Source organism: Rhizobacter terrae, from assembly GCF_003852895.1.
GTDB classification, from domain to species: domain Bacteria; phylum Pseudomonadota; class Gammaproteobacteria; order Burkholderiales; family Burkholderiaceae_C; genus Albitalea; species Albitalea terrae.
Map to the genome: position 1 here is coordinate 1,262,871 of NZ_QUSW01000001.1, position 23,732 is coordinate 1,286,602.

The following is a 23,732-nucleotide window of genomic DNA, read 5'->3' on the forward strand; positions in this document are numbered from 1 at the left end:
GCTCACTTGCTGGCCTTGCCGAACCAGTCCAGCGCCGGCGCGTCGGTGCTTGCGGTGCCCTGCTGGGTAGTTCCACCGCGCGGCGGCGAAGCAGCGCTTGCAGGGTTGTTCTCGATCAGCAGGCGCTTGGCGTCGCCCAGCACGATCGAATCGGCGTTCTTTTCCCAATCGGCCAGGAGCTCGACGGCTTGTTGCTCGTACACGCCGTTGCGCAGGTCGATGGACTGCATGAAGGTGTCGGACATCCGCACGAAGTCCTCGATCTCGCCGATGCGCATGGCGTAGTCGGCAGCGACGTACTCGCTGGCCATGTCGTACATCTGCCTGGCGCTCGGGTCGCCATGGATGATGGCCATGGCCGACTTCATCGCGGAGTACGCTTCCTTGGCCATCGCGCGCTTGCGCTCCTTGACGGCAACCTCCTGCGTCATGTCCTCGATGAGGAAGCTCGACACCTCCTGGTACTTCACGAGCACCCGGTGAAGGAGCTCCATCTTCGCGAGCAAGTCCTGGTACGTCAGGTTGGCCTCGGCCATGCGGCCCGCCTTGCGCGACTGCGCCGCGGCGACCATCGTCAGCCCCTTGCGCCTGGCCTCGCTGACGAGACCCAGCGCGCCTGACTTCACCTGGTCGTTGCTCGCGATCTCTTCCTTGCAGGCGCGGATCATTCCGGACAGGCGCGAGACGCGTGCGTTCATGTCGACCAGCTTCTTCTTCAGCTCCTCGACGTAGTTCTTCATGATCCCGATGGGATCAATCTCCACGAAGACCTGCGTGAGCCGGCGCATGGCGCTCATGTAGGCCCAGGCTCCGAGCCGCCAGAAGCGCCTGTCCGTGATCACGAAGCCCAGGCACACCGCGACCACGCCAAGCACGCCGGCGTAGATGGTGTTTTCCAGCAGCGTGATGAGCGCAGGCAGCGCCTTGTAGAGCAGGTATCCGGCGCCCCCCACGAGGGCGACACCCACCACCTGCCCGGTGACGCCCTCCTTGCGTTCCCAGAAGCTCTTGGGCTTGTAGTCCATGGGGACCATGTCGTTCATGTTCATTCCTTGCTGGGCCGCATCGGCCCTTCCGTGTGTTGCGCCTGTCGTGTTCAGGCGAGGTGCCGCACGACCGTGGCCTTCGCCCTGGAGAGGGAGTCCTGCACCGTCGCCGCGGCGGCGTCGAATTGCTGCTTCACGCCTGTCAACTCCTGCCGCCTCGCATCGATCTCCTGGGAGACCTGGGCCAGTCGCTCGCGGTCTCTTGCCACCGTGGCTTCGATCTGTTGAATGCGAGCGTCGAGTTCCTCGCGCAGGCGTGCCGTCTGCCGAGTGGCTGCATCGATGTTGGCGCTCAGCGTCTGGCACTCCGAAGACCGGGTGCCGATCTCGACGCGTTCCTTCTCCCGCAACTGCGCGGCGAAGCGCCCCACCTCTGCCTCGAGCGCCTGCATGTGCTGCATGTCGATCGACTGAACGACCTGCTCGACCGAGCGCGAGCCCTTGATCAGCGCGTAGGCCGCCTGATAGCGCATGCGCTCGTCGGAGATGATCGACTCGAGCGGCGCGAGCTTTTCGGTGAGTGCGGTATAGGCCGTCGCCTTCGACAGAACCTGTTCCAGCAATGCCACCGCCATGGGCGACATGGGCGCTTGAACGGACGGTTCGGGAGCCGGCCCCGTCGCGGCGACGGGCGCCTTGCCGCCTTGAAGCTTGGCGCGCCGCGCCTGCGCAATCGGATCTTCGTCCGTCAATGCATTCTTCAGGGCGCCCCATAGCTGGGAGCCGAGCCTGTCCCTGTTGTCCGTGTCTGTGGTGTCCGTCATGGCTTGCGCCTTTCAACCCGTTGGGCGCTGCGGTCAGCGCATGGGCGTGACTACACCAGTGCGTGCGTCAGGGCCGCATATGACGGCGTTAGGAATCCATAAGTGCCCTGGGGTCGCCTCGAGCATGCGCATCAGGGCCTTCGCGTCGAAAGCCTGGGACGAGTGGTTGCTTTCAGGTAGGCTGCCGAGCCGTCTTGTCGCGAGGAGATTGCATGCTCTTGCTCCCCTGGAAAAAGTGGCTGCCGCCATGGCTGCTCAGGCCCCTGTCCGTCATGGCGCGCCTCGGCTTGTGCATCGCCGTGGCGAGCTGCGCGGCGGTCAAGGCGCCGAACGACCCGTCCTTCAGCCTGGACTCGTTCCCGCCCATGGCCGCCGGTGCGGCACCGGGTGCCTCAGAGCAGGCGTGGGCCGTCGCGAAGTCGCTGGGGCGAGGCGTCAACTTCGGCAACATGCTGGAGGCACCCACTGAAGGCGCATGGGGCATTCGCGTGGAAGACTCGTTCTACGACAAGGTCGTGGAGGCCGGATTCCAGAGCGTGCGCCTGCCCGTGCGCTGGAGCAACCACGCCTCGCTGGACGCACAGGCACACATCGACGAAGGGTTTGGCAAGCGCGTGGACGCCGTCATCGATGAGCTGCTCAAGCGGCATCTCACGGTGATCGTGAACATGCATCACTATCGGCAGCTCGATGGCGACGCGCTGGACAGCGGAGCTCGCCGCGCGAGCCTTGCAGGTCGTGCGCCAGTCCAACCCCAAGCGGGTTGTGATGATCGGTCCGACGCAATGGAACAGCGCGAAGGCCTTGAACCAGCTGACCTTGCCCAATGACCCGGAGCTGATCGTCACGGTCCACAACTACGAGCCCTTCCAGTTCACCCACCAGGGTGCCGAATGGGACAGTCATGCTGCGGCCTGGCTGGGAACGACCTGCTGTTCACCCGCGCAACAAGAGCAGATGCGAGCTCCCCTGGACATCGCCGCGCAGTGGTCCCGGCAACACCGCTACCCCGTCTACCTCGGAGAGTTCGGCGCCTATGGCAAGGCCCCGATGGCTTCGCGCCAGGAATTCACCCGGATCATGCGCGACGAAGCGGAACGCCGCGGCATGACCTGGGGCTACTGGGAATTCGGCGCAGGGTTCGGCGTGTACGACCCGGGCCGCAAGGCGTGGCGCGCACCGATCCGGGAAGCACTGCTCGGACAGTGAACGCACCAGCCCTGTCGACCGTCGATCAGTCCAGACGTTCCGTCCCGACCGGCACACGGGAGATCCGGTTCTGACCGAAGTTGCGCATGTCGCCTGGCAGGCCGCGCACGGCCGGGTCCGTCTGCACCATCTTCGACAGCCGAAGTGCCGTTCGCGAACTCCAGTGAGGCGTCATGCCCTTGTGCCGCACGCCTTCGATGTGCTGCTCCGCGGCACCGGCCGCGTGCTTGGCAAACACGTTGTGCGTCGCGCCGCTCCACCGGCCGACAATCTGGTAGTTGCCACCGTGGCCAGGCGCGGTCTTCAGCGGCCCTGCCGGCTGGACTGCACCATTCAACTTCGCCAGCGACATGTACTCGTACGGGCCTTTCGACCCCACCATGAACCACGAGCGCAGCAGCCAGTTCGATACCTGCACCGGCGTCTTGTCCCTGGTCAGTTTCGAGTAGGTCTGCAGCTCCACCGCATCGCACATCTCCATCGCATGCAGGATGCCGGCGTTGTCGTAGGCATAGAGATTCGCGCCCTCGTCGCCGAAGGTTTCGAGGATCTCGTGTGACAGGTCGACGCTCACGCCGTCGCGCCCGAGAATGCTGCCGCAGGTGGTTACCGCGCAGAACGCGTACGGCACGCCCTTGTCGCTGATGTCGTGGTACGCGCTCGCACCGGGTGCGTCCGGCAGCGTCGGCACGAGAATGAACGCCCACTCGCCAGGCTTCACGTCATTCGCGCTGGCACCGACGCGAATCTCCGCCTTCGCGCCCCACTCGGCCGCGAATTCCTCGTTGATCTGCGCCTGAACAGCCTCCGCCATCTGGCCCATCGCCACCGGCGTGATGCTGGCGCCGTCGTGCGTCGTCGCGCCTTTGGTGCGGTCGAAGAGGACCCACTTCATCGTGTTCATCGCTGCTCCTTTCGTCGTGGCAGGACCATCCTGCGCAGGAGATCGTTAGGGACGACGGATGAGGCGTCAATCCCACATCTCCATCAAGCGTAGGAGGCTTGCGGATCGACCCTCTGCCGTGACGGGCATGGCCCACCGCTTGGTGGTCAGCCTCGCTTCAGCTTTTCCTGGAGGCCCACCGTTCAGCAGTCACGCGACAGGTGCGCAGGCTGTGTCCGTACCAGGTGTCGATGCCCAGGTCATCCATGCCGAGCCGCCTCATCACCGAGGCGGACGCCGCATTCTCTGGATCGCAGACTGCATAGAGCTCCGGCGCCGCGAGTGCCCCGAATGCAAAGTCGGCCATGGCAACAGCGGCCTCGCTGGCCAAGCCTTGGTGCCAGCGGTCGCGTCGCAGCCGCCAGCCGATCTCCAGTGGACAGGTGCGATCGGGCAACGGCGTGTTGGTGCGGCGCAGGTTCTGGATGCATCCCGCGCCAACGACCTGAGCGCTTGCTAGATCGATGAAGCTCCACCAGGAATAGCCGAACTCAAGCCAACGCGCCTGCACGCGTTCGATGACAGCCATGGTTTCTTCCCTCGTCTCCGGCCGCCCTGAGAGGTAGCGCATCACCTCGGGGTCGGCGTTCATCTCGTGCAGGCCGTGAAGGTGCGACAGGTTGAAAGGCTCGAGGCGCAGGCGCGCGGTGGTGAGGATTGCCATTTGGTGACTCTAGCGCGATAGCGAGGCTCAGCCGCGACTTCACGACCCCGGCCAGGAGCTGCCGGTCGCGACAGACAGGTGTCGGGGCCGCTTGGTAGACTGGGCCCATGCTTCCTGAGCGGATCGACAAAGCAACGTTCGGCTCGGCACTTCGTGATAACCGGCGAACCGGTCACGATCGGTGTGCAGTTCGAGAGCCAGGGCGACATCGTCAATCTTCGTGTCTGCGGAATCGATGACCTGTTCATCCTGCTTGGCCATTGCGAAGACTGTGCACTTCCGACAGCCGATCGCGACTGTGGAAGGCGTGCTTCAGCACAATGTCGATACCGGGCGGCTGCGGACGAATGGACACCCCATCGACGGAGGCGCATTGCTCCGCGTCCGATATTGCTGCACGCAGTGCGGTTCGTCCTGGATCCTCCTGTATCCCGACCATTCGATCGCCCCTGCTTGGTCACCCGAGCACGATGGTTGAACTCTCCTGTCGGGACGTTTGACTCCGCGGTCCCAGCAGCCAATTGCGGTGACCGAGAAGCGTTCGCTTCACAACTAGGCATAAGATGGCATCCACCTCACGCCAACATGTACGAGCCACTTTAGATCGACTGCCCGCTGTTCCGGAACTTCGATCATCCGATGCACTCGGGCGCGTGGATGCGGGCGCTCTTGTCTCGCTTGAGTTCCAGCTGGGCACCTCATTAGTTTGGTTCCAGTTCAGTGCGGCGTCTAACGAGGTCGATTCGATCGCCAAGGGAAACAAACTGCTCCGTCTGGCACATGCCAGCAAAGAACGAGCGATGCAACTGGCGAACACTGCGTCTCGATCTTCGATTCCGCAGTTTTGGACCGAATTTGACAGTACGACCTCGCAAGGAAATCCGCTCTCGATCTGGGGAGTCCTGCTCCGCATCGACGACGGTGACATCGAGTATGACTTTGGCGCAAACCAGGAACTGTTTTTCTCTTCATCGACGACTTTCTCGGTACTTGATGTCTACGAGGAGAATCCGATTCCGCTGCCAGACTTTCCCGACAGGCAGCACATCTATGTGGTTCGTACGAGGGCTGACGAATGGGCAGTCCGCAGCTCCGCTGACTGACCACTTTGCGGCGGCCGATCGAGGCATCGCAACTTCCGCTTTGGGTCGTTTGCGGCCGCGCCCATGCCAACCAGACACGATCGAAACCGCACAGCTTGGAACGCGGCCCCCCCATCTTCACCGTCCAGCGTTCAAAACTTCGACGTGCGCCCTTCCCGCTGCGCCCGCTTGCGCCGCTTGGTGGCGTACAGCAGCCGGTCGGCCTGGGCTAGCACGTCCTCCAGCGTCTCCTTCGAGTCCACCGGAATCACGTAGCCGCCCACGCTGCAGCCCAGGGTGTAGGGCTTGCCGTGGGTGGTGTTGTAGTCGTCGAAAGCCTTGCTCAGGCGCTTCTCGATCTCGGGCAGGCTGTCCAGGTTGTGGATGCGCGTGAGCACCACGAACTCGTCGCCGCCGATGCGCGAGACGATGTCGTCCTGCCGGAAGGTGTCGCGCAGCAGGCGCCCCGCCTCGCGGATGGCGACGTCGCCTTCCTCGTGGCCGTGGGTGTCGTTGATCTGTTTGAGGCCGTCCAGGTCCGCGAAGATCAGCGTCACCGGCTTGCTGGTGATGCGCGCGGTGCTCAGCAGCGTGTGCGCCAGCTCGAAGAAGCCGCGGCGGTTGAACAGGCCCGTCAGCTCGTCACGCATGGCCAGGTGCGACAAGGCTTCGTTGTCGCGCTGCACGCGTGCCAGGTCGGAGCGCAGGAGGTCGCGCGCATTGGCCAGGTCGCGCACCAGCAGGCAGTGGTGGATGTAGGTGGACAGCTCGTGCCGCAGGTCTTCGCAGCGCAGGCCGGTCTCGGCCTGCCGGTCGATGACGATGAAGCCGAAGTGCTCCCGCAGGTAGAACATCGGCAGCACCACGCGTTCGGTGGCGCGTGATCCGATGGACACGTCGTCGGGCGAGAGCCGGCAGGTGGAGAAGTCCTGTTCCACCCATTCCGGCCGCAGGCAGCCTTCGTGCATCGCGAAGATGAGCCGCGAGGACGACGGCATGCCTTCGTCGCGCATCTGCTCCAGCGTCAAGGGCTCGCGGTACAGCGCAATGAGGCAGGTGCCCACGCCCAGGTTCTTCAGGCCTTCGCCCAGCGCGGCGAGCAGGTCGTCCAGGTTGTCGGTGGTGACGCGCGCCTTGAACTGGTTGCGGAAATCCAGGGCGATGTCACGCTGCTGCACCTGGCGGCGGTTCTCCGTCAGCTCCAGCGCATGGATGGCATCGCGCAAGCTCAGCAGGTCACGGCTGAGCGTGTTGGCGATGGCGAATGAAGATTCGGTGCGCGCCATGTCGCGCACCTGCTGGGCCATCAGTCCGGCGCGCTCGGACAGCGAGGAGCTGCCATGGCAGCCGCAGGAACTGCGCAGTACCAGCCGGGTGTCGATGGCCACGTACTGCGGCACTTCCTCGCCGCGCAGGCTGTCGACCAGCAAACCCAGCGCGGTCGCGCCCTGGGTGTCGATGGCCTGGTTGACGGTGGTGAGCGAGGGGCCGGTCTTGTAGATGGACAGCAGGTCGTCGAAGCCTCCGATGGCCAGGCCCGAGGGAGTGTCGATGCCGCGGTCCACGGCTGCGGCCAGCGCGCCCTGGGCCATCTCGTCGTTGGCACAGACGATGGCGCTGAAGGGCTCGCCGCGCGACCACAGGATGTCCATCGCCTCGCGCGCCGTGTGCTGAGAGAAGGCGCCCACCACCCGCAGCATCGGATCGGGTGTGAGGCCGGCATCGCGGTGGGCATCCAGGTAGGCCTGCAGGCGCTCCTGGGCATCGCGGTTGTCGGGCGGCCCCTCAATCATGGCGATGCGGGTGTGCCCGTGCGCCTCGATAAAGTGCTCCACCAGCTTCTTGAAGCCGCTGTGGTTGTCCAGCATGACGGCTGGCCACTGCACCGTCTCCAGGCCCACGCACACCACCTGCATGTGCTCGAAGCGCGAGAGGAACTCGCGCATGCCCTGTTCGTCGAGGTAGAACTGAAGGGTCGAGGCAAAGATCAGCAGGCCGTCGAGGATGTCGGAGTCCACCAGCTCGAACACCGCGCCCCATTGGCGCTGGAACACGCCCGGAGTTCCAGGCAGGTGGCCCGGGTAGAACACCAGGTCGACATCGAGTTCGCTGGCTTGCCGGCACACACCATCGACCAGCGGCCGGTAGTACTCGCCGTCGATTTCCGGCAGCAAGACGCCGATGCGCAGGCGCGGTTCGGCACGATCGTTGGAAACCATGGACTGTCGCGACACCTCACTGCCCGGATCGCCGCATGTTGCGCAGCACCTGGCGCAGTGTCAATCGGGTTGCGCAGTAGGTAAGGTCACTGTGTTCAGCGACTGCACAAACTCGTCACACCGGGCCGTGCGAACCATGAAAAAAGCGGGGTGACGCGCCATGGCACATCACCCCGCCGCTCACGGGAACCGACTAGTGATGGTCCCAATAGATGTTGTCGACCTGGATCTTGATCTTGGACCCCGGCGTGTTGCTGGTCACGGCGTAGCGGTCGGCGATCACGAAGCCGTTGGTCACCTGGGCCATGTTCAGCGCGGCCGATGCAGGCTGGCCATAAGCCGGCGCTGCCTTTGCAGCAATCGCCGTCACGGGGATCGACACGTTGTGCCAGGCGCCGTCGTTCTGGTAGCCGTACTGGCCCGGCGCAATGGCCAGGTACACGTCCACGCCGGTGTTGGCGCCAGCGCTGCCGGTGAAGAAGCCGATCTCCAGCTTGCCTGCATACGTGGTCTTGATGCTGAAGTTCAGGTAGCCATCGGCCACGTTGAACTTGCTCAGGTCGTCCGCATTCGCGAGGCCGAGGAAGAAGCCCCAGCCCCAGTCTTTCGGATTCGGCGAGATCTCCAGCGCATTCGCACCCTCGGCCGTGCTCGTGCCGATGATGGCGCCGGTGGCGGTGGCCGGGCTGTCCCAGGGTTGCCAGCTCGTCAGCGGCGTGTTCGCGCCCGAGGGTTGCGCCGCGCCGGCGGGCACGGTGTCGGCGAACAGCACGTAGGTGTTGGCCGTGATGGTGGGGTTCGCGGTGGGCGCCTTGTAGTACAGCGCGTCGGCCGCGGCGTAGGTGCCGCCGTCCTGCATGTTGGCCGGGAACAGGTCATAGATGACGTAGCGCGCCTTGCGGTTCACGTCCCACAGGCCCCAGCCGTTGTCGCCGCCCTTCCAGGGTTCGTCGAAGGCCTCGAAGTAGAAGATCTGCTTGGGGCCGCCCATCCAGGCGTTGAGGCGGTCGAAGTACATCTTCTGGTTGACCGGGTGGTCGCGGTTGGCCTCGCCACCGGCGGCCTTCCAGCCGGTCTCGCCGATGATGATGGGCAGCGTCACGCCCTTGCTCGTGAGGTAGCCCTTGACCGCACCGTAGTCGGTCTTGGCCTTGTCGATCATCGCGTCCATCATCGCGGCGGCACGCTGCGGCTCGGGCGTCGATTCCATCTTCCACGAGAACGCCGGGTCGTACACGCTGTCCAGCAGCGAGTAGGTGTGCAGCGACACATAGTCCACGGCCGCGAGGATCTTGTCGGTGCCGTACTTGCCGTCCTTGTTGGCCCAGAAGGCCCAGTTGTCGTCGGTGGTCACCGGCTGCGTGATCTGGTCGCGCACCTGCTTGATGTAGGCGGCCATGTCATCGGCCGGCACCTGCAGGGCCGACCAGTCCACCATGGTCTCGTTGCCGATGCTCACCGACATCACGATGTCGCTGTAGGTCTTGGCCAGCGCCACGCCGCGGGTGATCTCGGCCTGGTTCTCGGTGTCCTGCGTCGCCTTGGAACCGGAGATCCACACGCCCAGCTGCACCTTGATGTCCAGGTGGTTGTCGGCGATGGTCTTGAGCACGACCTTGCTGTCAGCGTCGCCGCTGCCGAACAGGCGGATCAGCTTGAAGTTGGCCTGCGTGAGCAGTTGAAGGTCTTCCAGCACCTGGGCCGTGGTGGGCGCGGTGTTGCGGTCCGCGCCACGGTAGCCGGAATAGGCCACTGCCTTGCGGGTGTAGAAGTCCGCCGCGAGGGCGCGCACGCCCGCGGCTGGGGCCGGTGCAGGCGCCGGGGCGGACGATGATCCGCCGCCTCCGCAGGCGTGCAATGCAAGCGTCGAGAAAATGGCAAGCCCCGTCGCCACCAGGCGACGACGCAGCGTAGATGGCTGTGTCATGTTCCTATCCGAAGGTTGTCTCGTTGGTCCACTGGCGCGGTTTGGAACCGCTTTCTGAAATCGCTTTCACAAGGCTATCAGAGCAGGATTCGGTGCGTCCATCAGGGTTAGACCTGTGGAGAATCCGGGCAGTGGGTCAACAACGGAACCGGTTTCACCCGTGTGCGCCAGTCACAATCGGGAGCCATGCGAACGATCTGCTTCGCACCAGCCTCGCGAAACAGCAGTACGAGCGGGACTTGGCGCGAGAAGGCGCCCAGCAGGCATGTCAGCGCGCCAGCGGCTGACCCACTGCGGCAGCCAGCACCAACAGCAGCACCAACTCACACACCTGTTCGATGGCACCCAGGGTGTCGCCCGTGTACCCGCCAATGCGCTGGCGGATCCATTGACGGGCGGCGGCTGCGGCGAGCACGGCACACGCGGCGGCGATGCCCCACGTCGCGGCTCGCCCATCCACGAACGCCATGGCGCCGGCCAGAAGGACTGCGAGCGCCACGGCCGTCGCCGCAGATGCAGCACCCACGCGTGTCGCCAGCGGCTTGGCCTTGGCATGGTCCATGTCACCGGCGTAAGGCAAGGTGGCCATCACGGCCACCGGCGCGGCGCGCGCCAGCGTGTGTGCGCCCACGAGCGCCAGTGCGGCTGCCCACACGCCCGTCGTGAGCAGGCTGCCGAGCAGCACCACGCGCAGGACCAGCGACAACACCAAGGCCACCGCGCCATAGGTGCCGATCCGCGAGTCCTTCATGATCTCCAGCGCCCGTTCGCGCGGCACGGCGCCGCCCAGGGCATCCATCGTGTCAGCCAGCCCGTCTTCGTGGAACGCCCCCGTGAGCCACACCGTCGATGCCACCGCCAGCGCTGCGGCCACCCCTGGGGACCACAGGCATGACGCCATCACCAACACCGCCGCGCCAACCAGGCCGACCAGCATGCCCACCAGCGGAAACCACCGCACACACTGGTTCAGCCACGAGGGATCGTGCCCAACCCACGGCGGCACCGGACACCGCGTCAGGAACTGGATCGCCGTGAACACCAGCCGCACCTCATGCACGAGCGCGGCCACTGGCCTCATGCGTTCTTCTCGCTCACGCCTGCCGAATCGAAGCTCGCCATCTCCTGCAGCATCAGCTCGGCAGACTTGAGCAACGGCCAGGCGAGCGCAGCGCCCGAGCCTTCGCCCAGGCGCAAGCCCAGGTCGAGCAAGGCACGCACACCGAGCTTCGACAGCCAGGCCGCGTGGCCGCTTTCGGCCGAGCAGTGCGAGAACACGCAACGCTCGAGAACCGCCGGCGACAAGGCCGCAGCCACCGCCACTGCCGAGGTGGTGATGAAGCCATCCACCACGATCACGCGCCGTTCGTGCGCGGCCTGGATCACGGCGCCCACCATCGTGGCGATCTCCAGTCCGCCCAGCGCAGCCAGCACATCCAGCGGCTCGCGGGCCTGCTCGTGAAGGCGCAGCGCGCGCGACAGTGTCTCGACCTTGCGCGACAGGCCGGCATCGTCCAGCCCCGTGCCGCGGCCGGCGCACTGCTCGATGGGCAAGCCCGTCAGGCGGCTCATCAGCATCGCCGCCGACGAGGTGTTGGCAATGCCCATCTCGCCCAGCAGCAGCACGTTGCCCGGCAACTGTGTGACCAGCGCCGCACCGTGGTCGATGGCCAGCTCGCATTGCTGGCGTGTCATCGCTCGTCCCAAGGTGCAATCCGCCGTGCCCTTCGCCGCCTTCGCGATCACGAGGCCCGGCTGCGCAGCGATGTCAGCGGCCACGCCGCAATCCACCACCGTCAATGCCAGCCCGTGCTGCCGCGTGAACACCGACACCGCGGCACCGCCGGCCAGCATGTTCGCCACCATCTGCACCGTCACTTCTTGCGGGTAGGCAGACACGCCTTGCGCTGAGATGCCATGGTCGGCCGCGAACACCACCAGTTGCGGAGACTGGAGCCGAGGCGCCTCGGTGCCGAGGATCAGGCCGATCTGCAACGCCAGCGACTCGATGCGCCCCAGCGCGCCCAGCGGCTTGGTCTTGCGGTCGATGCGGTGCTGCAGCCGGGCAGCGAGCGCATCGTCGTGAAGGTCGGCGATGTCGAACATCATGGGTGATCGTTCCAATCTGCAAAGAGTCGATGAAGTTGTTCGAGCCCGTCGGTCAGGGCGGCCGGCCCGGGCTGCAAGATGTCGCAGGACTTGATCTCATGCAGCCGATCGAGGCGCACGGCCGGCACGTCCTGCCAGCCGTCGCGAGCGCGCACGTGCTCGGGGCGGAACTTCTTGCCGCACCAGGAGCCGACGATCACGTCCGGCGCGCGGCGCGCAGGTTCCATCGCATCCTGGATCACTCGGTCGCGGCCCATGCGCTGAACGGCCAGTTCGGGAAACACATCGTCGCCGCCCGCGATGCCGATCAGCTCCGACACCCACTGGATCGCGCTGATCATCGGCGAGTCCCATTCCTCGAAGTACACGCGCGGCCGGCGCTTCCAGGCCGATGCCGCCGCGGCAATCTGCGCATGGCGACCGCGGCATGCGGTGATCCATGCCTCGGCCTTGTCATTGGCGCCCACGAGCGAGGCCATCATCCGCAAGGTACCGAAGATCTCCTCCACGCTGCGCTGGTTGGTGATCCACACGTTCAACCCGGCGCGGATGAGCTTGTCGGCCAGCACCGCCTGCATGTCGGAAAAGCCGATCACCAGCTCCGGCTCCAGCGCGACGATCTTGTCGATCTTGCCGTCGAGGAAGGCCGACACCCGCGGCTTCTCGTCGCGCGCCCGGCGTGGCCGCACGGTGTAGCCCGAGATGCCCACGATGCGCGATTCCTCGCCCAGCAGGTAGAGCCATTCAGTAGGCTCTTCGGTGAGGCACACGATGCGTCGTGGGCCGAAGCTTGAAGTCATGTCCAGTCCTTGCCCAGCAGGCGATCCAGGGCTCGCGCGTCGATGTGTTCTTCCACCATGTCGGCCAGCGTGTCGAAGGCATCGTCCAACAATGGCACCTCGGCGCCGAAGAGGGCCCGCAGCACCGCGGGCGACTCGAAGAGCCCGTGGGCATACACGCCCAGCACCGGCCCATGCTGCCAGCCGATGGGCTCGCCCTGCGCATCTTGCAGCACCGCACCGCAGGACGACAAGGCTTGCGTGCTGCCGTGGCGGATCTCGTAGCCATCGGCCGCCACGCCCGACAGCGCGGACCACGCGCCTTGCGTGCGGGTGAACGTCGCTCGCGTCCGCACAAGCTTCTTGCACGCTTCGTAGCGCGTGCCCAGCGGCAGCAGGCCCAGGCCCGCCAGCTGCGCATGCGGCTCGCCGTCGAAGCCCGCAGGGTCGGACAGGTGCTCGCCCAGCATCTGCAGCCCGCCGCAGATGCCCAGCACCGGCCGGCCCGCGGCAGCATGCGCGCGGATGGCCTGGTCGAGCCCCTGCGCGCGCAGCCATGCAAGATCGCCGCTGACCTGCTTGGATCCGGGCAGCACGATCCAGTCCGCGCCCTCCAGCGCCGCCGGCGTGCGCGCCCAGACCAGCCACAGCCCCGGCACGCGCTTGAGCGGCTGGAACTCATCAAGGTTGCTGATGTGCGGCGTGGCAATGACGGCCACGCGCAGCTTCACCGCGCCCGATCCGCTCGCGCCATCGTCGAACACGCCGTCCTCCTCGGGCAGGCCATGGTCGCGGCGCATCGGCAAGGTGCCGATGACGGGCACGCCGCTCAGCTCCTGCAGTTGCTGCGGGCCCGGTGCGAGCAAGCCGGCATCCCCGCGGAACTTGTTGAGCACGAAGCCCGACAGGCTGTGCCTCAGGTCCTGCGGCAGCAGGGCCCAGGTGCCGTACAGGTGGGCGAAGGCGCCGCCGCGGTCGATGTCGCTCACGAGCACGCACTGCAAGCCTCCGAGGTCGCGCGCCCAGCGTGCGGTGGCGAGGTTCACATAGTCATGCTCGGCCAGGTTGATCTCGGCCGGGGAGCCCGCACCTTCGATGACGACCAGTTCATGACGCGACGCCAGCCGGTGAAAGCTCTCGCGCGCCGCGGCAGCCAGCCGGTCGCTGCGCTCGCGCCATGGCATGCGCGACAGTGCGGCATCCACCCGCCCTTGCAGCACGACCTGGCTCGCGGTGTCGCGCTCCGGCTTGAGCAGCACGGGGTTCATGTCCACCTCTGGCAGCACGCCCGCCGCCAGCGCCTGGAAGTACTGCGCCGAGCCGATCTCGCCGGGCTCGCCCTGCCCACCCGGCACGACACGCGCGTTGTTGCTCATGTTCTGCGCCTTGAACGGCGCCACCGCAATGCCGCGGCGCCGTGCCACGCGGCACAGGGCCGTGGTCAGCCAGCTCTTGCCCGCGCCGCTGGACGTGCCCCACACCATCAGGCTGCGCGCCGCCCGGTTCATGCCAGCTCCAAGGTCTGAAAGATGAGTTCGCCCGGCGACAGCGGCGGCGTGGCGGCGACGCGGCGTTTCTCCAGGGGCCGCAGCACCAGCGGCTTCGCAAAGCCGGGCGCGTTCCAGACGAAGGTGTGGAATTCGCCGTCCTCGCCGCAGGGGCACACGCCGTCCGGCAGGCGCCGCAGCAGCGCAGGGTCGTAGGCCGCACCGACAAAGGACTCGTCCAGCCGCCGCGCATCCACGCACACCAGCGTGGCCTCGATGCCGCGCTCGATGATCTCCTGCGCGAGCGCCTGGCGCTTGTTGCCCCACAGCGGAAAGGCCGCCTGCAGCCCGGCCTTCTCGCACATCGGCTCCAGCCAGTCGCGGTGCGCCTGCAGGTCGATGTCGCCGAACACCAGCCGGTCATGCCCGGTCTCGCGCAGCTTGTCCAGTTGCTCGGCGAAGACGCGCGCGTACTGGCCGGGTGCGGCCACCGCGGGCTGCCACTGCCCGCCCATCGCCCTCACCTGCGCGACGATGAGTTCGCGCGGCAAGGCGTGGGACTTGCTCAGGCCATCCACGTCCAGCATGGTCAGGAAGGTCTTCACCGGAATGCCGGCCTCGCGCGTGCGCAGCCAGGCCAGGCACGAGTCCTTGCCGGCGCTCCAGCTGATCGCGGCCTTGGGTGGCGTCATGGGATCAATCCTCCTCCAGTTCGTGCACGGCAATGGCATGGCGTCCGCGCGTCTCGATGCGCACGGCATGGTCGAAGCTTGCTTCGAGCGCGGCCTGCAGCTGGCCATCGCCCGGCTCGCCGACGGCCTGCACCGCACCGCTGCGAAGCACCAGCAGACGGTCTGCATGCAGGGCCAGCGACAGGTCGTGCAGCACGCTCACCACCGTGCGCTGCTTTGCGAGCTGCCGGAACAGGCGCGCCAGCGCCACCTGGTGCGGCGGGTCCAGGTGCGTGGTGGGTTCGTCCAGCAGCAGCACCTGCGCTTCGGTGGCCAGCACGCGCGCCAGCATCACGCGCTGGCGCTCGCCGCCAGACAGCTCGTGCAGACGCCGATGCCGCCACGCGCCGCATTCGGTGGCGGCCATGGCTTCGTCGACGACCTGCTCGTCATGCGCACTGTGCGAACCGAAGATGCCAATGTGCGGGAGCCGCCCCAGCCGCACAGTCTCGCGCACCGTGAGTTCGCCGCTCACGGGCGTCTGCTGCGCGAGCCAGGCAATGCGCCGGCCACGTTCAGTCGGCGACAGTGTGTTGATGTCATTGCCATCGAGCCGCACCGATCCTGCGGCCGGCGGAATCAAGCCGGCCAGCGTGCGCAGCAGTGTCGACTTGCCGGCACCGTTGGGGCCGACGATCGCGGTCCATCCCGGGCCCAGCGTGCAGGCCACGTCGCGCAGCACCAATCGTCCTCCCAGGGCGACACGCAAGGCACGGGTTCTTATTTCACTCATTGGGGAACCTCCGTGCTGCGCACTGCGGTACGAGCCCCTTCGGGCGGCCGGGCGGTGCTCATGCCACCCTCCCACGGTGCAACAGCCACAACAGATAGCCGCCGCCCAGCAAGGCAGTGAGCACGCCCACGGGCAACTCCTCCGGCGCGACCAGGCCACGCGCGAGCACGTCAGCCGCCAGCAGCAGCACCGCCCCCACGCAGGTGCTGGCCACGAGCGCATAGGCATGGGCCGAGGGCGCATATCGGCGCACGAGATGCGGCGAGACCAGGCCCACGAAGGCGACCAGGCCCGACTGCGAGACGGCGATGCCGGTGCACAGTGCGAGCAGCACCACCAGCGCGAAGCGGATGCGCGGCAGGTCCAATCCCAGGCTGGCGGCACTGTCGTCGCCCAGGCTCAATGCATCGAGCGCGCGCGACAGGCGCACCGACAGCGGCAAGGCCCCCACCAGCCCCGCGAGCAGCACCCACACGCTGCCCCAGCCGAGGAAGCCGGTGCTGCCCAGCATGAAGACCTGCTTGCCGCGCAAGGCCTCGGGCGAGATGGTGGTGAACAGGTCGGTCGCAGCGCCAAGCACCACGCCCACCACCACGCCCGCCAGCAGCAGCCGCACGCTCTCCTGCGCACCGCGCGCCAGCACCAGCGTGAGCAGCACGCCGACGAGCGCACCGAAGAACGCGGCCAGGACCAAGCCGGCACGCGCGAGCATGGCCGCGGTGGCGATGGCCAGGGCGTGGCCGCTCAGGCTGCTCGCAGCCAGCACCAGCACGACGGCGAAGGAAGCGCCCGATGCCGAGCCCAGCAGGAACGGGTCCGCCAGCGGGTTGCGGAACAGCCCCTGCGCCAATGCGCCGGCCAGCCCCAGCAGGCCGCCCACCAGCAGCGCACCGAGCGTTCGCGGCAGTCGGATCTCGCCGAGGATGAGCGCCGCCTGCGAGTCCACGAGATCAGCGCGGAACCCGGACCATGACCAGCCTTGGCTGCCCACCATCAAGCCGGTCGCTGTCAATGCGATGGCCAAGGCAGCCAACACCAGCATGAGCCGGCGACGACGCGCGCCATCGTCCGGCAGCGCAGGCGGGACCGCATCGATGGCCGGCAACGCGCTCACTTGGGCGTCTCCAGCCCTTGCAGGCACTCGGCCATCAGCAAGGCCGCCTCGCCCATGCGCGGGCCGGGGCGGATCAGCGTCTCGTAGCGGCTGCTCTCGAAACCGCAGCTTCGGCCGTGCAGGGCCGCGATCCCTTGCCAGCCGGGACGCGACGGCATCTCGTCGACGGCGCGGCGCTCGGCCATCACGACATCGGGCTTGGCACGCACCACGAATTCCGGGTTGAGCTTCGGGAACGGCCCCAGGGCCTTGGGCACCGCGTTGCGCATGCCCAGCCGCGTCAGCGTCTCGCCGATGAAGGAGGCCTCGCCCGCGGCGTACGGCGCCGACGCGACCTCGAAGTACACACGCTGGCCGCGCAGCGCGGGCGGAACCATCGCCGCGGCGCGGGCCACGTCCTGATCGATCTGCGCCCACAGCCGCACCGCGTCCGCCGGCCGCCCCAGCAGCTTCGCGATGAGGTCCACGCTGCGTTTCACGTCGGCATGCGTCTGCGATTCGAGCACCACCACGCGCAGCCCCAGCGATTCGAGCCGTTCGATGACGCGCGCGGACTTCGCGGCCAGCACCACGTCGGGCTTGAGCGCCACGATGCGTTCGACGTTGGCATCCTCCAGCCCGCCGAGCTTGGGCAGCAGCAGCACCGCCGCAGGCCAGTTGGAATAGCGGTCGGTGCCCACGAGTTGTGCGCAGGCTCCGAGCGAGCACACGGTTTCGGTGAGCGAGGGCAGCAGCGACACCACGCGCACTGGCGGTGCGACCAGGCGATGCAGCGCGCCGCGATCGTCTCGCAGCTCGATGCCCTGTGCACTGGCCCACGTGCCGGACAGGACCAGCAGCAGTGCGAGCCACCACTTCATGGTCGCCCCTTCACTGCCAGCTCGTGGCCGGCCACCATCAGCGTCACGCGGGCACAGGCCTCGGCCACGCGCTGGTGCAGCAGGCCCAGCGCATCGAGGAAGCGGCGCGCCTCGCGGCCCATGGGCATCACACCCAGGCCGATCTCGTTGGACACCAGCACCACCGGCCCTCGTGCGCCGCGCAGCGCATCGACCAAGTCAGCCTGTTGCTGCGCCCAGGCGTCGTCGCCGATGGGTTCGCCTTCCATGGGCATCATCAGGTTGGTGAGCCACAGCGTGAGGCAGTCCACCATCACCATGCGGTGCTCGGCGCTCATGTCGCGCAGCACCTGCGGCAGAGGGCGCGGCACCTCGATGGCAGAGACGGACGGCAGCCGCGCGGCGCGGTCCTGCCGATGGCGGGCGATGCGCTCGCGCATCTCGGCATCCAGCGGCAGCGCGGTGGCGAGCAGGCAGGCACTGCGCCCCGGTGACGCCAGCCAGTCGGCAGCACGCCGTTCGGCGCAGCGCGACTTGCCGCTCTTGCAGCCGCCCAGCACGAGCTCATGCATGGCGGCCTCCCGGCAACGGCGGGTCCATCCAGGCGAGAAGGCAGAACACGGAAAACAGCACCTGCTTCGAATCACGTGAGCGCCAGCTTCCCCGCAGGCACGCACCTCATGGCGCAGCGCTCATTCGCGCCACGCCGCCTTGCTGGCCGGTATCCGGGCTGGCAGACATGACCCGTGCGTCCTTCCCGGTGCCGCGAGGCATCCAGTGGACCGAAGACACGGGCGGAGGGGGTGACCCCTCATCCGCTTACCGTTGCGGGGGCAGCTCAGGTTGGGGCGTGTGCGGCATCGCGCGCAGCGCCCTTCCTGCTTCCCGTTTAACTGCACCGGCTGAACACCGGCACGAGCACCAACGGGCAAATGATAGCCGGGCCCCTTGGGGACCGAGCTGGATTCGCGCGGCCCGCGTACGTTTGGCAACGGGGCGGGCATCGCGTTTGCCCCTGTGAGGGTTCCCACCTCGCTGCCGGACTCCATGAAGATCGCCCAAGTCGCGCCTCTGTTCGAAAGTGTTCCGCCCACGGCCTATGGAGGCACGGAGCGCGTGGTGTCCTACCTCACCGAAGCCCTGGTGGCGCAAGGCCATGAAGTGACCCTGTTCGCGAGTGGCGATTCCGACACCGCCGCCACGCTGCAGCCCATGTGCGAGCGCAGCCTGCGAACAGACCCGCGCCGGCCCGACTGGGTGATGCGCCACACGATGATGGTCGACGAGGTGTTCTCGCAGGCACACGGGTTTGACGTCATCCACTGGCACATCGACTTCCTGCACTACCCGCTCGCGCAGCGTTTCAGCGTGCCCAGCGTGACCACGCTGCACGGCCGGCTGGACCTGCCCGACCTGGTGGAGCTGCACCAGCAATTCCAGGCCATGCCGCTGGTGTCGATTTCCGACAGCCAGCGCGCGCCGATGTTGCAGGCCAACTGGTGCGGCACGGTCTACCACGGGCTGCCACTTTCTCTGTACGGTTTCCATGAAACGCCCGGCGACTATTTCGCCTTCGTGGGACGGGTCTCACCGGAGAAAGGCCTGGACCGCGCCATCGGGATCGCCATCGCCTGCGGCACGCCGCTGCGCATCGCGGCCAAGGTGGACCGGGCGGACGAGGCCTACTTCGAGCAGGTCATCCGGCCGCTGCTGGACCACCCGCTCATCGATTTCGTGGGCGAGATCGGCGATGCGCAGAAGAACGACTTCATCGGCCGAGCCAAGGCCCTGCTCTTTCCGGTGGATTGGCCCGAGCCGTTCGGCCTGGTGATGATCGAGGCGCTGGCCTGCGGCACGCCGGTCGTTGCCTGGCAGCGCGGCTCGGTGCCCGAAGTGATCAAGCATGGCGTGACCGGCTTCGTGGTGGACAACCAGGCCGACGCCATCGCCGCGGCCCGGAACATCCATCGCATCGACCGCACACGCTGCCGCGAAGTCTTCGAGCGACGATTCAGCGCCGACACCATGGCCCACCGCTACCTGCAGGTGTACCAGGCCCTCATCGACGCGCGCAGCGACAACAACGCACAGGCCGCCGCGCTCAAGGCAGCATGACTTTGCACGACCAGCACCTGGGAGGTGTGACATGAACGACCGCATCCGCATCGGGGACCAGTGGTACGTGGCGGCCACCGCCGCGCGTTCCGAGGAGAGCCCGCAAGTCGTCAAGCACGACGAGACCTTCGCGCTGTTCGACCGCTTCGGCGACATCCACTCCTGGGGTTCGAGCGGCCTGGGCCTGTACCACGAGGACACGCGCTTCCTCTCGCAGCTGGAGTTCGGCCTGAATGGCGTGAAGCCGATGTTCCTCGGCTCCACCGTGAAGGAAGGCAACAACCTTCTCATCGTGGAGATGATGAACCCCGACTTCATGGTGGATGGCCGCGTGGCCGTGCCCAAGGGCGAGGTGCACATCTTCCGTGCCAAGCTGCTGAAGGACGCGGCCTGCTACGAGCACATCCGCCTGGCGCACCACGGGCTGGAGCCGCTCACGCTGGAGCTCGCGCTGCGCTTCGAGGCGGACTTCGTGGACCTGTTCGAGGTACGCGGCACGCCACGCGCACGTCGCGGCGAGATGCTGCCCACCGAGACGACGCACGACGAGCTGGTGTTCGCCTATCGCGGGCTGGACGGCCGGCGCCGCGCGAGCCGCATCTGCGTGCATCCCGCGCCCACGGCGTGGAGCGGCCATGAGGCGCGGCTGCAGATCGTGCTCAAGCCCGGGGCCGAGTTCCATCTGTACTGCACGATCAGTTGCGACATCGAAGGCCAGTCCTTCGACCGGGCTCGCGACTACGACAGCGCCTACCGGCTCAACACGCAGGCGCGCTTCTCGCAGCAGAGCGCGCAGTGCCGGGTGGAGACATCCAACCCCCTGATGGACCTGTGGCTCGAACGCTCGCGCTCGGACCTGGTGATGCTCACCACCGACCTGCCGACCGGGCCCTACCCCTACGCCGGCGTGCCGTGGTACTCCACCACCTTCGGGCGCGACGGCCTGATCACCGCGCGCGAGGCGCTGTGGCTGGACCCGTCGCTCGCACGCGGCGTGCTGTCCTTCCTTGCGGCGACGCAGGCGGTGGCAGAGGAGCCGGAGCGCGATGCGGAGCCGGGGAAGATCCTGCACGAAGCGCGCAAGAGCGAGATGGCGATGACGGGCGAGGTGCCCTTCGGGCGCTACTACGGCACGGTGGATGCGACGCCGCTGTTCGTGGCGCTGGCGGGTGCCTACTTCAAGCGCACGGGCGACATCGAGTTCATCCGCACGCTGTGGCCCAACGTGCTGGCCGCGCTCACCTGGATCGACACCTACGGCGACATGGACGGCGACGGCTTCGTCGAATACGCACGCCGCAGCCGCGAGGGCCTGGTGCAGCAAGGCTGGAAGGACTCGCACGACTCGATCTTCCACATCGACGGCCGCATGGCCACCGCGCCGATCGCGCTGTGCGAAGTGCAGGCTTATGTGTACGAAGCCAAGCAAATGGCCGCGCACCTGGCAGCGGCGCTGCACGAGCCGGAACGCGCGTCGCGGCTGATCACCGAAGCGGAGACGCTGCGGCACCGATTCCAGAGCGCATTCTGGTGCGAGGACATGGGCATCTATGCCATCGCGCTGGACGGCGATAAGAAGCCATGCCGCGTGGCATCGTCCAATGCAGGGCACACGCTGTGGACGGGCATTGCCTCGCCCGAGCATGCCCAGCGCATGGCCGCACGCTTCGTGGAGCCGGACTTCTTCAGCGGCTGGGGCATCCGCACCATTGCCACGAGCCAGGCGCGCTACAACCCGATGTCGTACCACAACGGCTCGATCTGGCCGCACGACAACGCGCTCATCGCCTCGGGCCTGGCGCGCTACGGGCACACCGAGGCGGCGATGCGGGTGCTCAGCGGGCTGTTCGATGCCAGCCTGCACTTCACCCAGCATCGGCTGCCCGAGCTGTTCTGCGGCTTCTCGCGCCGGCCCGGTGAAGGCCCGACGCTCTACCCGGTGGCCTGCTCGCCGCAGGCCTGGGCGGCGGCGTCGGTGTTCAGCATGCTGCAGTCCTGCCTCGGGCTGGACATCGATGCCGTGAGCGGTACGGTGTCGTTCCATTCGCCGCGGCTGCCTGACTACCTGCAATGGGTCGAGTTGAAGGACCTGCAAGTGGGCAAGCACAGCGTCGATCTGCTGCTGCAGCGCTTCGACAACAACGTGGGCGTCGATGTGATCCGCAAGCAAGGCGAGGTCGCGGTGCGCATCACGGTGTGAATTGAACGCAGAGTCGCCTGCGCTGCGTTGCCGAGGGACGCCGGCCTGATGAGGGCTTCGGCGGCGGGTTTCTGAGCAGAGGCTGACCGTTCATGCAAAGGCAAAGAAACTTCACCTGGTGACAGTTTGCACACAGTCAACGATGTCTCCCTGCCGTCGTTTTCAGATGCAGGCCGCAATGGCCGCGAACCAAGCAAGACCCACCGCACCAGGAGATCATCATGACCAAGCATTCCCTCGTCCTGATCGCCGCGCTGATGAGCGCCGGCGCCTTCGCCCAGACCGCTGCCTCGACTGTGCAGCGTGATGTCAACCAGGAAAAGCGCATCGAATCCGGGCTGCAGAACGGCAGCATCACCACCCGCGAAGCCGCGCTGCTGGAACGCGACGAGGCCAAGGTCGACAAGCTGCAGGCGCAGGCGCTGAAGGATGGCAAGCTGTCCGACGCCGAGCGCGACCGCCTGCGTGCGGCCCAGAACAAGGCGAGCCGCGACATCGACACGGCCAAGAACAACGGCGTGAACGGCAACCCGCTGTCGGCCTCTTCGCAGCGTGCTCAGGCCGATGTGCAGCGCAACATCAACCAGCAGCAACGCGTCGAGAACGGCATCAAGGACGGCTCGCTGACCAACCACGAAGTTTCCAAGCTGGAGCGCGGCCAGGCGAAGGTGGACCGCAAGGAATACGTGGCGGGCCGTGATGGCCACATCGGTGCGCACGAGCAAAAGCGCATCCAGCGCAGCGAAGACCGCCAGAGCAAGCGCATCCATCACGAGAAGCATGATGCGCAGGAGCGCAAGGGCTGATCGGGGTTCTTTCTTCTCTTTGGGAACGGCTGCTTTTTGGGCGGCCGTTTTCTTTTGTTGCTTCGGTTGGTTGGGGCAAAGGCGTGGGTGGGCTTCGGGTTTTCTCGTCGAGCACACCCATCGGTTGTTGAGCGGCAGGCGGCATGGGCCAGGGGCTGCGTCTGTGGCGGCGAGCAGCGCAGCACCGAGGGGTGGCGCGCGCAGCGCGCTTCGTCTTCTAGCTTGCCGCGGCTGTTTGAGCGCAGCGCACCGCAGGGGCGCGTAGCGAGTTCTGCGGCACACCCCTCGGTGCGAGCAGCACAGCGAAGTCGGCGCTACGCGCCGACCGCCACAGCCGCTGCCCCTGGCCCATGCCGCCTGCCGCGCCCCCCTCAGCGCAAGGGAATCTGCATATCCCGATCCACAGCCACCGCCGTCACCGAGTTCTTCGGCGACCCTTCAATGACCCGATCCGAATACGTGAGGTACACCAGCGTGTTGCGCTTCTTGTCCACCATCCGCACGATGCGCAGCTTCTTGAACACCAGGCTCAGCCGCTCATTGAACACCTCCTCCTGCTGAGGCAGCGGCTTGGAGAAGCTGATCGGCCCGACCTGCCGACAGGCGATGGAGGCTTCGGCCTTGTCTTCGGCCAGCCCCAGCGCTCCCGAGATGCCGCCGGTCTTGGCGCGGGACACGTAGCACGTGACGCCGTTGACCTTCGGGTCGTCGTAGGCGTCGACCACGATCTTGTGGTCGGGGCCGATCAGCTTGAACACCGTGTCCACCTCGCCGATCGAGTCGGCACGGGCGGCCACAGCCAGGGGCAGCAGGACGAGGGGGAGGAAGCGGCGCATCGCGAAAGTCCCGTGGGGAGCCAGAGATGGCGCGAGCTTACCGAAGTCGGGCCAAAGGCCATTGGCGCCGCGCTGGAAAGCTGGACCCTCACGTAACGTCAGGGTTCATACTGGCGCTCATCACACATG

At 66.8% G+C, this 23,732-nt stretch carries 20 protein-coding genes, 1 pseudogene and 1 riboswitch; of the genes and pseudogenes, 5 read left to right on the forward strand and 16 right to left on the reverse strand.

What is annotated here, in order from left to right; translation table 11 throughout:
- Positions 1 to 2: 2 nt before the first annotated feature.
- On the reverse strand, positions 3 to 1,043 hold the full coding sequence (locus DZC73_RS05805) for a hypothetical protein (RefSeq protein ID WP_124539205.1): 1,041 nt from the start codon (positions 1,041 to 1,043) through the stop codon (positions 3 to 5).
- Between the two features lie 53 nt (positions 1,044 to 1,096).
- On the reverse strand, positions 1,097 to 1,810 hold the full coding sequence (locus tag DZC73_RS05810) for a coiled-coil domain-containing protein (RefSeq protein WP_124539206.1): 714 nt from the start codon (positions 1,808 to 1,810) through the stop codon (positions 1,097 to 1,099).
- A gap of 449 nt (positions 1,811 to 2,259) precedes the next feature.
- Between DZC73_RS05810 and DZC73_RS30565 the strand changes: the two are divergent.
- Positions 2,260 to 3,019: pseudogene (locus DZC73_RS30565) on the forward strand (glycoside hydrolase family 5 protein).
- A 25-nt stretch (positions 3,020 to 3,044) separates the two neighbouring features.
- Here the strand turns inward: DZC73_RS30565 and DZC73_RS05825 are convergent.
- On the reverse strand, positions 3,045 to 3,923 hold the full coding sequence (locus tag DZC73_RS05825) for a hypothetical protein (protein ID WP_124539209.1): 879 nt from the start codon (positions 3,921 to 3,923) through the stop codon (positions 3,045 to 3,047).
- Between the two features lie 157 nt (positions 3,924 to 4,080).
- Positions 4,081 to 4,626 (reverse strand): GNAT family N-acetyltransferase, encoded by a 546-nt coding sequence (locus DZC73_RS05830; protein WP_124539210.1) that lies wholly within the window; start codon positions 4,624 to 4,626, stop codon positions 4,081 to 4,083.
- A 563-nt stretch (positions 4,627 to 5,189) separates the two neighbouring features.
- Between DZC73_RS05830 and DZC73_RS05835 the strand changes: the two genes are divergently transcribed.
- Positions 5,190 to 5,729, forward strand: a complete 540-nt coding sequence (locus tag DZC73_RS05835; protein ID WP_124539211.1) for a hypothetical protein — start codon at positions 5,190 to 5,192, stop codon at positions 5,727 to 5,729.
- A 131-nt stretch (positions 5,730 to 5,860) separates the two neighbouring features.
- Here the strand turns inward: DZC73_RS05835 and DZC73_RS05840 are convergent, their stop codons facing one another.
- The 11 genes from DZC73_RS05840 to cobU all read right to left on the reverse strand — a co-directional run bounded on the left by DZC73_RS05840 (position 5,861) and on the right by cobU (position 18,218).
- Positions 5,861 to 7,927, reverse strand: coding sequence for a diguanylate cyclase (locus DZC73_RS05840; RefSeq protein WP_124539212.1), 2,067 nt, complete (start codon positions 7,925 to 7,927; stop codon positions 5,861 to 5,863).
- Positions 7,928 to 8,120: 193 nt separating this feature from the next.
- Positions 8,121 to 9,854: a glycoside hydrolase family 17 protein gene (locus tag DZC73_RS05845; RefSeq protein ID WP_124539213.1), complete on the reverse strand. Its 1,734-nt coding sequence runs from the start codon at positions 9,852 to 9,854 to the stop codon at positions 8,121 to 8,123.
- 268 nt (positions 9,855 to 10,122) lie between these two features.
- A complete protein-coding gene (gene cobS, locus DZC73_RS05850) occupies positions 10,123 to 10,935 on the reverse strand; it encodes an adenosylcobinamide-GDP ribazoletransferase (protein WP_124539214.1) in 813 nt (270 codons plus the stop codon).
- Positions 10,932 to 11,963 carry a nicotinate-nucleotide--dimethylbenzimidazole phosphoribosyltransferase gene (gene cobT, locus DZC73_RS05855; RefSeq protein ID WP_124539215.1) on the reverse strand — a complete coding sequence of 344 codons (1,032 nt, stop codon included), beginning with the start codon at positions 11,961 to 11,963 and terminating at the stop codon, positions 10,932 to 10,934. Before cobT ends, cobS begins: the two co-directional genes overlap by 4 nt.
- Positions 11,960 to 12,763, reverse strand: a complete 804-nt coding sequence (locus DZC73_RS05860; RefSeq protein WP_124539216.1) for a helical backbone metal receptor — start codon at positions 12,761 to 12,763, stop codon at positions 11,960 to 11,962. The genes cobT and DZC73_RS05860 overlap by 4 nt, the downstream gene beginning before the upstream one ends.
- Entirely contained in the window at positions 12,760 to 14,250 is a 1,491-nt protein-coding gene (locus DZC73_RS05865) for a cobyric acid synthase (RefSeq protein WP_124539217.1), read from the reverse strand. The genes DZC73_RS05860 and DZC73_RS05865 overlap by 4 nt, the downstream gene beginning before the upstream one ends.
- Positions 14,247 to 14,921, reverse strand: a complete 675-nt coding sequence (locus tag DZC73_RS05870) for an adenine nucleotide alpha hydrolase (RefSeq protein WP_161974468.1) — start codon at positions 14,919 to 14,921, stop codon at positions 14,247 to 14,249. Before DZC73_RS05870 ends, DZC73_RS05865 begins: the two co-directional genes overlap by 4 nt.
- Before the next feature lie 4 nt (positions 14,922 to 14,925).
- Positions 14,926 to 15,693 (reverse strand): ABC transporter ATP-binding protein, encoded by a 768-nt coding sequence (locus DZC73_RS05875; protein WP_124539219.1) that lies wholly within the window; start codon positions 15,691 to 15,693, stop codon positions 14,926 to 14,928.
- A gap of 58 nt (positions 15,694 to 15,751) precedes the next feature.
- Positions 15,752 to 16,735, reverse strand: coding sequence for a FecCD family ABC transporter permease (locus DZC73_RS05880; RefSeq protein WP_124539533.1), 984 nt, complete (start codon positions 16,733 to 16,735; stop codon positions 15,752 to 15,754).
- Positions 16,736 to 16,803: 68 nt separating this feature from the next.
- A complete protein-coding gene (locus DZC73_RS05885) occupies positions 16,804 to 17,667 on the reverse strand; it encodes an ABC transporter substrate-binding protein (RefSeq protein ID WP_124539220.1) in 864 nt (287 codons plus the stop codon).
- Positions 17,664 to 18,218 carry a bifunctional adenosylcobinamide kinase/adenosylcobinamide-phosphate guanylyltransferase gene (cobU, locus tag DZC73_RS05890; protein ID WP_124539221.1) on the reverse strand — a complete coding sequence of 185 codons (555 nt, stop codon included), beginning with the start codon at positions 18,216 to 18,218 and terminating at the stop codon, positions 17,664 to 17,666. Before cobU ends, DZC73_RS05885 begins: the two co-directional genes overlap by 4 nt.
- Positions 18,219 to 18,345: 127 nt before the next feature.
- A riboswitch (cobalamin riboswitch) is annotated at positions 18,346 to 18,584 on the reverse strand.
- Positions 18,585 to 18,693: 109 nt separating this feature from the next.
- Between cobU and DZC73_RS05895 the strand changes: the two genes are divergently transcribed.
- The 3 genes from DZC73_RS05895 to DZC73_RS05905 all read left to right on the forward strand — a co-directional run bounded on the left by DZC73_RS05895 (position 18,694) and on the right by DZC73_RS05905 (position 22,767).
- Positions 18,694 to 19,761, forward strand: coding sequence for a glycosyltransferase family 4 protein (locus tag DZC73_RS05895; RefSeq protein WP_124539222.1), 1,068 nt, complete (start codon positions 18,694 to 18,696; stop codon positions 19,759 to 19,761).
- Between the two features lie 31 nt (positions 19,762 to 19,792).
- On the forward strand, positions 19,793 to 21,961 hold the full coding sequence (locus DZC73_RS05900) for an amylo-alpha-1,6-glucosidase (RefSeq protein ID WP_124539223.1): 2,169 nt from the start codon (positions 19,793 to 19,795) through the stop codon (positions 21,959 to 21,961).
- 221 nt (positions 21,962 to 22,182) lie between these two features.
- A complete protein-coding gene (locus tag DZC73_RS05905) occupies positions 22,183 to 22,767 on the forward strand; it encodes a hypothetical protein (protein WP_124539224.1) in 585 nt (194 codons plus the stop codon).
- Between the two features lie 371 nt (positions 22,768 to 23,138).
- On the opposite strand, the gene DZC73_RS05910 is transcribed toward DZC73_RS05905, so the two are convergent.
- Positions 23,139 to 23,603: a CreA family protein gene (locus DZC73_RS05910; RefSeq protein WP_124539225.1), complete on the reverse strand. Its 465-nt coding sequence runs from the start codon at positions 23,601 to 23,603 to the stop codon at positions 23,139 to 23,141.
- Positions 23,604 to 23,732 lie beyond the last annotated feature (129 nt).

Excerpts from the sequence above, each read along its gene's own strand:
- DZC73_RS05805 (WP_124539205.1), bottom strand. The coding sequence starts at position 1,043 with ATGAACGACATGGTCCCCATGGACTACAAGCCCAAGAGCTTCTGGGAA.
- DZC73_RS05810 (WP_124539206.1), bottom strand. The coding sequence starts at position 1,810 with ATGACGGACACCACAGACACGGACAACAGGGACAGGCTCGGCTCCCAG.
- DZC73_RS05825 (WP_124539209.1), bottom strand. The coding sequence starts at position 3,923 with ATGAACACGATGAAGTGGGTCCTCTTCGACCGCACCAAAGGCGCGACG.
- DZC73_RS05830 (WP_124539210.1), bottom strand. The coding sequence starts at position 4,626 with ATGGCAATCCTCACCACCGCGCGCCTGCGCCTCGAGCCTTTCAACCTG.
- DZC73_RS05835 (WP_124539211.1), top strand. The coding sequence starts at position 5,190 with ATGGCATCCACCTCACGCCAACATGTACGAGCCACTTTAGATCGACTG.
- DZC73_RS05840 (WP_124539212.1), bottom strand. The coding sequence starts at position 7,927 with ATGGTTTCCAACGATCGTGCCGAACCGCGCCTGCGCATCGGCGTCTTG.
- DZC73_RS05845 (WP_124539213.1), bottom strand. The coding sequence starts at position 9,854 with ATGACACAGCCATCTACGCTGCGTCGTCGCCTGGTGGCGACGGGGCTT.
- cobS (WP_124539214.1), bottom strand. The coding sequence starts at position 10,935 with ATGAGGCCAGTGGCCGCGCTCGTGCATGAGGTGCGGCTGGTGTTCACG.
- cobT (WP_124539215.1), bottom strand. The coding sequence starts at position 11,963 with ATGATGTTCGACATCGCCGACCTTCACGACGATGCGCTCGCTGCCCGG.
- DZC73_RS05860 (WP_124539216.1), bottom strand. The coding sequence starts at position 12,763 with ATGACTTCAAGCTTCGGCCCACGACGCATCGTGTGCCTCACCGAAGAG.
- DZC73_RS05865 (WP_124539217.1), bottom strand. The coding sequence starts at position 14,250 with ATGAACCGGGCGGCGCGCAGCCTGATGGTGTGGGGCACGTCCAGCGGC.
- DZC73_RS05870 (WP_161974468.1), bottom strand. The coding sequence starts at position 14,921 with ATGACGCCACCCAAGGCCGCGATCAGCTGGAGCGCCGGCAAGGACTCG.
- DZC73_RS05875 (WP_124539219.1), bottom strand. The coding sequence starts at position 15,693 with ATGAGTGAAATAAGAACCCGTGCCTTGCGTGTCGCCCTGGGAGGACGA.
- DZC73_RS05880 (WP_124539533.1), bottom strand. The coding sequence starts at position 16,735 with ATGCTGGTGTTGGCTGCCTTGGCCATCGCATTGACAGCGACCGGCTTG.
- DZC73_RS05885 (WP_124539220.1), bottom strand. The coding sequence starts at position 17,667 with ATGAAGTGGTGGCTCGCACTGCTGCTGGTCCTGTCCGGCACGTGGGCC.
- cobU (WP_124539221.1), bottom strand. The coding sequence starts at position 18,218 with ATGCATGAGCTCGTGCTGGGCGGCTGCAAGAGCGGCAAGTCGCGCTGC.
- DZC73_RS05895 (WP_124539222.1), top strand. The coding sequence starts at position 18,694 with ATGAAGATCGCCCAAGTCGCGCCTCTGTTCGAAAGTGTTCCGCCCACG.
- DZC73_RS05900 (WP_124539223.1), top strand. The coding sequence starts at position 19,793 with ATGAACGACCGCATCCGCATCGGGGACCAGTGGTACGTGGCGGCCACC.
- DZC73_RS05905 (WP_124539224.1), top strand. The coding sequence starts at position 22,183 with ATGACCAAGCATTCCCTCGTCCTGATCGCCGCGCTGATGAGCGCCGGC.
- DZC73_RS05910 (WP_124539225.1), bottom strand. The coding sequence starts at position 23,603 with ATGCGCCGCTTCCTCCCCCTCGTCCTGCTGCCCCTGGCTGTGGCCGCC.